16 protein-coding genes are annotated in these 7,795 nt (G+C 62.1%); all 16 read left to right on the plus strand.

Annotated elements, in window-relative coordinates; translation table 11 throughout:
- Window positions 1-90 precede the first annotated feature (90 nt).
- On the plus strand, window positions 91-711 hold the full coding sequence (locus AB1A62_RS19130; RefSeq protein WP_366663078.1) for a 2OG-Fe(II) oxygenase family protein: 621 nt from the start codon (window positions 91-93) through the stop codon (window positions 709-711).
- Window positions 712-753: 42 nt separating this feature from the next.
- Window positions 754-1,116, plus strand: coding sequence for a hypothetical protein (locus AB1A62_RS19135; protein WP_366663079.1), 363 nt, complete (start codon window positions 754-756; stop codon window positions 1,114-1,116).
- Between the two features lie 50 nt (window positions 1,117-1,166).
- Window positions 1,167-2,210 (plus strand): succinylglutamate desuccinylase/aspartoacylase family protein, encoded by a 1,044-nt coding sequence (locus AB1A62_RS19140; protein ID WP_366663080.1) that lies wholly within the window; start codon window positions 1,167-1,169, stop codon window positions 2,208-2,210.
- 212 nt (window positions 2,211-2,422) lie between these two features.
- A complete protein-coding gene (gene rpmC, locus AB1A62_RS19145; RefSeq protein WP_039125973.1) occupies window positions 2,423-2,623 on the plus strand; it encodes a 50S ribosomal protein L29 in 201 nt (66 codons plus the stop codon).
- A gap of 11 nt (window positions 2,624-2,634) precedes the next feature.
- Window positions 2,635-2,865 (plus strand): 30S ribosomal protein S17, encoded by a 231-nt coding sequence (rpsQ, locus tag AB1A62_RS19150; protein ID WP_174148064.1) that lies wholly within the window; start codon window positions 2,635-2,637, stop codon window positions 2,863-2,865.
- 99 nt (window positions 2,866-2,964) lie between these two features.
- A complete protein-coding gene (gene rplN, locus AB1A62_RS19155) occupies window positions 2,965-3,333 on the plus strand; it encodes a 50S ribosomal protein L14 (RefSeq protein ID WP_005621870.1) in 369 nt (122 codons plus the stop codon).
- A gap of 2 nt (window positions 3,334-3,335) precedes the next feature.
- A complete protein-coding gene (gene rplX / locus AB1A62_RS19160; protein ID WP_019297995.1) occupies window positions 3,336-3,641 on the plus strand; it encodes a 50S ribosomal protein L24 in 306 nt (101 codons plus the stop codon).
- Entirely contained in the window at window positions 3,641-4,204 is a 564-nt protein-coding gene (gene rplE, locus AB1A62_RS19165; protein ID WP_039152141.1) for a 50S ribosomal protein L5, read from the plus strand. Before rplX ends, rplE begins: the two co-directional genes overlap by 1 nt.
- A gap of 20 nt (window positions 4,205-4,224) precedes the next feature.
- Window positions 4,225-4,530 carry a 30S ribosomal protein S14 gene (gene rpsN, locus AB1A62_RS19170; protein WP_222480476.1) on the plus strand — a complete coding sequence of 102 codons (306 nt, stop codon included), beginning with the start codon at window positions 4,225-4,227 and terminating at the stop codon, window positions 4,528-4,530.
- Window positions 4,531-4,543: 13 nt separating this feature from the next.
- A complete protein-coding gene (gene rpsH, locus AB1A62_RS19175; RefSeq protein ID WP_008554600.1) occupies window positions 4,544-4,936 on the plus strand; it encodes a 30S ribosomal protein S8 in 393 nt (130 codons plus the stop codon).
- Window positions 4,937-4,948: 12 nt separating this feature from the next.
- Window positions 4,949-5,482 carry a 50S ribosomal protein L6 gene (gene rplF / locus AB1A62_RS19180; RefSeq protein ID WP_039191295.1) on the plus strand — a complete coding sequence of 178 codons (534 nt, stop codon included), beginning with the start codon at window positions 4,949-4,951 and terminating at the stop codon, window positions 5,480-5,482.
- An 11-nt stretch (window positions 5,483-5,493) separates the two neighbouring features.
- Window positions 5,494-5,853 carry a 50S ribosomal protein L18 gene (gene rplR / locus AB1A62_RS19185; RefSeq protein WP_019298000.1) on the plus strand — a complete coding sequence of 120 codons (360 nt, stop codon included), beginning with the start codon at window positions 5,494-5,496 and terminating at the stop codon, window positions 5,851-5,853.
- A 114-nt stretch (window positions 5,854-5,967) separates the two neighbouring features.
- Window positions 5,968-6,537 carry a 30S ribosomal protein S5 gene (gene rpsE, locus AB1A62_RS19190; RefSeq protein ID WP_366663081.1) on the plus strand — a complete coding sequence of 190 codons (570 nt, stop codon included), beginning with the start codon at window positions 5,968-5,970 and terminating at the stop codon, window positions 6,535-6,537.
- 13 nt (window positions 6,538-6,550) lie between these two features.
- Window positions 6,551-6,739 (plus strand): 50S ribosomal protein L30, encoded by a 189-nt coding sequence (rpmD, locus tag AB1A62_RS19195; protein ID WP_019298002.1) that lies wholly within the window; start codon window positions 6,551-6,553, stop codon window positions 6,737-6,739.
- Between the two features lie 249 nt (window positions 6,740-6,988).
- On the plus strand, window positions 6,989-7,201 hold the full coding sequence (locus AB1A62_RS19200) for a DUF1127 domain-containing protein (protein ID WP_366663082.1): 213 nt from the start codon (window positions 6,989-6,991) through the stop codon (window positions 7,199-7,201).
- Between the two features lie 267 nt (window positions 7,202-7,468).
- Window positions 7,469-7,684 (plus strand): DUF1127 domain-containing protein, encoded by a 216-nt coding sequence (locus tag AB1A62_RS19205; protein ID WP_174148067.1) that lies wholly within the window; start codon window positions 7,469-7,471, stop codon window positions 7,682-7,684.
- Window positions 7,685-7,795: the final 111 nt, after the last annotated feature.

Genomic DNA, 7,795 nt, shown 5'->3' on the forward strand with positions numbered 1-7,795 from the left:
CTCTGGCCCGCGAGGCGGGCCGGATGCCTTTCCGGACCCGGCTTCGGTGAGGGTCTCGCGCTTGCCTGCGGGCTGCGCTAAGACGGCGCCATGGCCCAGATTGAATCGCTCTTCGTGACCCGCCTCTACCGCGCGCAATTGTCCGAATACGGACCATCGATTGACGCGCAGGAACTGGAAAACTCCTGCCTTGTCATCGCCGGCGACGACGATGCAGGCCAGGACTGGTGCGAGGACAACGGCTATCCCGGCTATACCTCTTACGCTTCGCTGACCGATCTGCCCTGGCGCTTTCCTATCTTTGCCGATCTGGTGAAATCGCTGGACCAGCACGTCGCCGCCTTTGCCAAGGATCTGGAGTTCGATCTGGACGGGCGCGAACTGAAGCTGGAAGACCTCTGGATCAACATCCTGCCCGAGGGCGGCACCCACTCCAGCCACCTGCACCCGCATTCGGTGATCTCCGGCACCACCTATGTGTCGATGCCCGAAGGCGCCTCGGCGCTCAAGCTGGAGGACCCGCGCTCGGCCCGGATGATGGCGGCGCCCACCCGCACCAAGGACGCCCGGCGCGAGCTGCAGCCATTCATCTACATGAAGCCTGACGTGGGCGACGTGCTGCTGTGGGAAAGCTGGCTGCGCCATGAGGTGCCGATGAACATGGCCGAGGAAGAGCGGATTTCGGTGAGCTTCAATTACAAGTGGGAGTGATTTGCGCTCCTCTGCGGTTCACCTGCAAACCGGGCATTGCCAATGTATGACCATGCGCCGATCCCGGTTCGGGAGGGCGAGCAGATTGTTCACGCTGTCCATGCGCGCATCGCACCCTCGCTGACCGAAATTCTGGTCGTTGTCCTTTGTGCGCCGATTGCTCTGGTGCTCTGGCTGTTCGTTCACCGGGCTTTTCGCTCAGCCACCTACGTTATCACCACGCAGCGTGTGCTGGTGGTGGAAAAGCAGGGCGCTTGCAGTGAGGTCGCCATCAAAGACATCCAGCGTCTCAGGACGTTCCGCGGCGCCATGTTGATCCATGCGGCAGAGACCCGCCTCTGGCTCCCCCGGCTCCCGGACGGCTGGCAGTTCGAAACCATCCTCAACACGGTGCGGCAATTGTAAAAGCCCCGGAACTCGCCTAGCTTCCCGGAGTAACTCTGCGGGAGGTATGGATGGCGCGGCGTTCCCCTTTTGAAATCGGCGGCTTCCACATTCCGCCCGGCACCCGCCGCACGGTCGACCTGCCAGTGAGCGTGCTGTCTGACCACACGCCGGTCACCATGTCCGCCCATGTGATCCACGGCGCGGAGGAGGGGCCTGCGCTGTTTGTCTCCGCCGCCATCCACGGCGACGAGGTGATCGGGGTGGAAATCGCCCGCCGCCTGCTGCGCAGCCGCCAGTTCTCGCGGCTCAAGGGCACGCTCATCGTGGTGCCGATCGTCAACACCTTCGGCTTCCTCAACCACTCCCGCTACCTGCCGGACCGGCGCGATCTGAACCGCTCCTTCCCGGGCAGCGAGGGCGGATCGCTGGCCAGCCGCCTGGCGCATCTGTTCATGACAGAGGTGGTGGCGCGCTGCGATCTGGGCATCGACCTGCATTCCGCCGCCATCCACCGCACCAATATGCCGCAGATCCGGGTGTCGCCCAAGTCGCAGGAGACGCTGGGTTATGCCGATGCCTTCGGCGCGCCGGTGGTGATCCGGTCGTCCTTGCGCGATGGCTCCCTGCGCAAGGAGGCGCAGAAGGCCGGTGTTGATATCCTGCTCTATGAGGCGGGGGAGGGGCTGCGGTTTGACGAGCAGTCCGCCCGCGTCGGTGTCGCGGGCATCCTGCGGGTGATGCATGCCCTGGGCATGATCCCCGAGGACGGCGTGCCGCTGGCCGAGGCGGTGCCGGTCAAGGCCAGCGACAGCAGCTGGGAGCGCGCGCCCGCAGGCGGTCTGCTGCGCGCCTTCAAGAGCACCGGCGAGATGGTGGAGGAGGGCGATGTGCTGGGCATCGTCGCCGACCCTTTCGGGGAGGAGGAGATGGAGCTGACCGCCAGCCAGCCGGGCCTGATCATCGGCCGCGCCAACATGCCCATCGTCAACGAGGGCGACGCGCTGTTCCACATCGCAAAAGTGGCGACGCCGGAAGAGGCCGAAAGCCGCATCGAAAGCCTGAACGCCCAGCTGGACGGCGCCGCGATGTTCGATGAGGATGAGATCATCTGACCGCCTTTGGCGGGCAGTCCTGGGGTGCTCCAATCTTTCCCTTGCCCCTCACCCCCGTCTCCTCTATAGGGACCCATCGCTTGAACCCAATCCGCCTTGGATCCGGGTCAGGTGATTCTTTTTTGCTGCCCGTTCCGGGCGGTTGACATAACCCACCAGGTAACAAGGTGACCCTCGGGGCCTTCTGGTGCTTTGGACAAGGAACAAAGGCGATGAACGCCAATGATCTGCGCGAGAAGACCGTGGATGAACTCCGCGATATGCTCGCATCCCTGAAAAAAGAGAGCTTCAACCTGCGCTTTCAGCAGGCAACCGGTCAGCTGGAATCGACCGCAGGCATCAAGGCGGCCCGCCGCAATGCTGCACGCGTCAAGACCATCCTGAACGAAAAAGCCGCTGCAGCGGCCGAATAAGGAGCGACACAATGCCCAAACGTATCCTGCAAGGCGTTGTGACCAGCGACGCAAACGCCCAGACCATCACCGTCTCGGTTGAACGCCGCTTCACGCACCCGGTTCTGAAGAAAACCATCCGTAAGTCCAAGAAATACCGGGCTCACGATGAAAAGAACGCTTTCAAGGTCGGCGACACCGTACGCATCATCGAATGCGCGCCGAAATCGAAAACGAAACGCTGGGAAGTTCTGGAAGCCTAAGAGTCTCATCCGAGACTCCTGGCGGCTAGACTTAACAGTCAGTCGAAACCCTGGGGGATACCAGCACGCATCGCTGCCCCATAGGTCGGGAGAAACCACATGATCCAGATGCAAACAAATCTGGATGTTGCTGACAACTCCGGCGCCCGCCGAGTTCAGTGCATCAAGGTTCTGGGTGGCTCCAAGCGTAAATACGCTTCCGTTGGCGACATCATCGTCGTCTCGGTTAAAGAAGCCATCCCGCGCGGCCGCGTGAAAAAAGGCGACGTCCGTAAGGCCGTTGTCGTGCGCACCGCCAAAGAAGTCCGCCGCGAAGACGGCACCGCGATCCGTTTTGACCGGAACGCAGCTGTCATCCTGAACAACAACAACGAGCCGGTCGGTACCCGTATCTTTGGCCCGGTTGTTCGTGAACTGCGCGCGAAGAACTTCATGAAGATCATCTCGCTGGCTCCGGAGGTGCTGTAATCATGGCTGCGAAACTCCGTAAAGGCGACAAGGTCGTCGTGCTGGCAGGCCGCGATAAGGGCAAGGAAGGCACCATTGCTTCCGTTGACCCGAAAGCCGGCAAAGCCGTCGTCGAAGGCGTGAACATGGCCATCCGCCACACCCGCCAGACCCAAAACAGCCAGGGCGGCCGTCTGCCCAAGGCACTGCCGATCGACCTGTCGAACCTGGCACTGCTGGACAGCAACGGCAAAGCAACCCGCGTCGGCTTCCGCGAGGAAGACGGCAAGAAGGTGCGCTTCGCCAAGACCACCGGGGAGACTGTCTGATGCTTGACGCTGCAACCTACACCCCGCGCCTGAAAACTCTCTACAAGGACACCATCCGTGGCGCCCTGAAAGAAGAGTTCGGCTACAAGAACGACATGATGCTCCCGAAGCTGGAGAAAATCGTTCTGAACATCGGCTGCGGCCGTGCTGCTGTCAAAGACAGCAAGAAAGCCAAATCCGCCCAGGCCGACCTGACCGCGATCGCGGGCCAGAAGGCTCTGACCACCGTGGCAAAGAACTCCATCGCCGGCTTCCGCGTTCGCGAAGGCATGCCGATGGGCGCCAAGGTGACCCTGCGCGGTGACCGGATGTACGAATTCCTCGACCGTCTGATCACCATTGCGATGCCCCGTATCCGCGACTTCCGCGGTGTTTCGGGCACCTCCTTCGACGGCCGCGGCAACTATGCCATGGGCCTGAAAGAGCACATCGTGTTCCCGGAAATCGACTTTGACAAGATCGATGAAGCCTGGGGCATGGACATCGTGATCGCCACCACCGCGAAAACCGACGCGGAAGCAAAGGCGCTGTTGAAAGCTTTCAACATGCCCTTCAACAGCTAAGCGCGGGAAGGATAGAGACCATGGCTAAGAAAAGCATGATCGAACGCGAGAAGAAGCGCGAGCGCCTGGTGGCAAAGTACGCCGCAAAGCGTGCCGAGCTGAAAGAAATCGCAAACGACGAATCTCGCCCGATGGAAGAGCGCTTCAAGGCGCGTCTGAAACTGGCGAAACTGCCGCGCAACTCGTCGGCAACCCGTCTGCACAACCGTTGCCAGCTGACCGGCCGTCCGCACGCTTACTACCGTAAGCTGAAGATCAGCCGTATCGCGCTGCGCGAGCTGGGCTCTGCTGGTCAGATCCCCGGCCTGGTGAAATCGAGCTGGTAAGGGAGAGACTGATATGAACGATCCTATCGGCGATATGCTCACCCGTATCCGTAACTCTCAGATGCGCGGCAAATCCACCGTCATGACCCCGGCTTCCAAGCTGCGGGCATGGGTGCTGGACGTGCTGGCAGACGAGGGCTACATCCGCGGTTATGAGAAAACCACTGGTGAAAATGGCCACCCGGCCATCGAAATCAGCCTGAAATACTTCGACGGCGAACCTGTCATTCGCGAGCTCAAGCGGGTCTCCAAGCCCGGCCGCCGCGTTTACATGGGCGTCAATGACATCCCGTCGGTCCGCCAGGGCCTGGGCGTGTCGATTGTCTCCACCCCCAAGGGTGTGATGTCGGACGCAAACGCACGCGCAGCCAACGTTGGCGGCGAAGTGCTTTGCACCGTCTTCTAAGGAGGCCTCGCAATGTCCCGTATTGGTAAGAAACCGGTCGAACTGCCCAGCGGCGTCTCCGCCTCTGTGTCCGGCCAGACCATCGAAGTGAAAGGCCCGAAAGGCGCCCGCACCTTCACCGCAACCGACGACGTCACCCTCTCCGTGAACGACAACGTTGTCACCATCGAGCCGCGCGGCAAGTCCAAGCGTGCCCGTCAGCAGTGGGGCATGTCCCGCACTCAGGTGGCCAACCTCGTGACCGGTGTGACCCAGGGCTTCAAGAAAGAGCTGGAGATCCAGGGTGTGGGTTACCGGGCTCAGATGCAGGGCAACACCCTGAAGCTGAACCTGGGCTACAGCCACGACGTCGACTTCGTTGCACCCGATGGCATCACCATCACCGCACCGAAGCAGACTGAAATCGTTGTGGAAGGTATCGACCAGCAGCAGGTGGGCGAAGTGGCGGCGAAAATCCGCGACTGGCGCCGTCCCGAGCCGTACAAAGGCAAGGGCATCCGCTACAAGGGCGAGTTCATCTTCCGCAAGGAAGGCAAGAAGAAGTAAGGACCAGCAAAATGGCAAACAGCAAACGTACCCTGTTTCTGAAGCGCCGGCTGCGCGTCCGGAACAAGCTTCGCAAAGTGAACGCGGGCCGTCCGCGTCTGTCCGTGCACCGTTCGAACAAGAACATCTCTGTTCAGCTGATCGACGACCTGCGCGGTGTGACCCTGGCAGCAGCGTCGACCCTGGAAAAAGATCTCGGTGTTGTCGGCAAGAACAACATCGACGCAGCGTCCAAAGTTGGTGCAGCGATCGCCGAGCGCGCAAAAGCGGCTGGCGTGACCGAAGCCTACTTCGACCGCGGCGGCTTCCTGTTCCACGGCAAGGTGAAGGCTCTGGCCGACGCTGCGCGTGAAGGCGGCCTGAAGATCTAATCCCATGCGGGCAGCCTCTTGGGGCTGCCCCGATGATCCGGGAGACCGGACCTGTTCCGGGTTCACCAAGGATTGATAGAACAGGCGCCTGGCGCCCTATGAAAGGAATGCCTGATGGCAGAACGTGAAAACCGCCGCGGCCCCCGCCGCGAGCGTGAAGAGGCACCGGAATTTGCAGATCGCCTGGTCGCGATCAACCGCGTGTCGAAAACCGTAAAAGGCGGTAAGCGCTTTGGCTTCGCAGCCCTGGTTGTCGTTGGCGACCAGAAAGGCCGCGTCGGCTTTGGCAAGGGCAAGGCGAAAGAAGTGCCCGAGGCGATCCGCAAGGCGACCGAGCAGGCGAAGCGCCAGATGATCCGCGTGCCGCTGAAAGAAGGCCGCACCCTGCACCACGACATGTCCGGCCGTCACGGCGCAGGCAAAGTTGTGATGCGGACCGCACCGGAAGGTACCGGTATCATCGCGGGCGGCCCGATGCGTGCCGTGTTCGAGATGCTGGGCATCAAGGACGTGGTCTCCAAGTCGATCGGTTCGCAGAACCCCTACAACATGATCCGCGCCACCCTGAACGGCCTGCAGAAAGAGCAGAGCCCGCGCTCGGTGGCTCAGCGCCGCGGCAAAAAGGTCGCCGACATCCTGCCCAAGCGGGACGACGCACCGGCAGCTGCCGAAGCTGAAGTGTAAGGAGTAGAGAGACATGGCAAAAACCATCGTCGTCAAGCAGATCGGCTCGCCGATCCGCCGCCCCGCCAAACAGCGCGCAACCCTGGTTGGCCTGGGCCTGAACAAGATGCACAAGACCCGCGAACTGGAGGACACCCCCTCCGTGCGCGGCATGGTCAACTCGATCCCGCACCTGGTTCAGATCATCGAAGAGCGCGGCTAAGCCCCTTTTCGAGCACTGACTTTGGAAAACGCCTCCGGGAAACCGGGGGCGTTTTTCGTTTGCGGAGCGCGTTCTAGTGGCGGAAAGGGCGGTTAACCCGGCAACAAGCCACTTGCAGCGCGTGCATAGCGGCTTGCCGGTTGCGTCAGTTGTTCGACTCAGGCCCCGGTCCTATCTCGGTGTCACAGCAAAAGACCAAAACACAGACCGCCGGGAATAGGCCCGGCTTCAGAGACAAGGACCTGAACGATGGCACATGTTATCTCCGCTGCACACACCGGCCACAGCCTCACCGCCCGTATCCGCGCTTCCGTTGAAGGCCTGATCGACTCCTGGGCAAAAGCCCGCGAATTCCAGCGCACCTACAATGAGCTGGACGCGCTGAGCGACCACGAGCTGTCCGACATCGGCGTCCGCCGCAGCGACATCGCCGACATCGCGCGCCAGCACGTCTACGGCTAAGAATTCCCTTTCTCCCGGGCGCTCCTCTCCTCCTCCTCTTCATGCCCGGGCCAAAGCGCCTCTGCCCCATCCGGGGCGGGGGCGTTTTCTTTTGCCGGCTTTCAAGATCCCTCACGCATTTGTGCTATGCGTGCCCGGCATAGCCGCCAGACCAAAGCGCCCGTTGCACCTCCGCCGGGCCATCCTTATCTCCCGTTCACCTCAGACGAACAGATCAAGCGACGCGCCGGAGGCACGCTCCGGCAGCGCTGCGAAGGAACAAGAACAATGGCTTATTCGACTCTCACCGCGCCGGTTTCCGCCGGCATCCCCGCCCGCCTGGCAGGCATCGTGTCCGGCCTGATCCGGAACTGGCAGCTGCGCCGCGAATACCGGCAGACCGTCCACGCGCTGCGCGCGCTCTCGGCCCGCGATCTGGCCGACATCGGCCTCAGCCGCTGCGCCATTCCCGGCGCCGCCCGCGAGCACGTCTACGGCAAGTGATCTCCCGGCCGGCTGACGGATCCTCCTCCCTCTCCGAACGCCTGGCCCAAAGGCGCCCCCGCCACACCGGCGGGGGCGTTTTTGTTTTCAGGTTCAGCACCCCCCCCCGCC

The sequence above is a fragment of the Leisingera sp. JC11 genome (assembly GCF_040704725.1).
Classification (GTDB): domain Bacteria; phylum Pseudomonadota; class Alphaproteobacteria; order Rhodobacterales; family Rhodobacteraceae; genus Leisingera.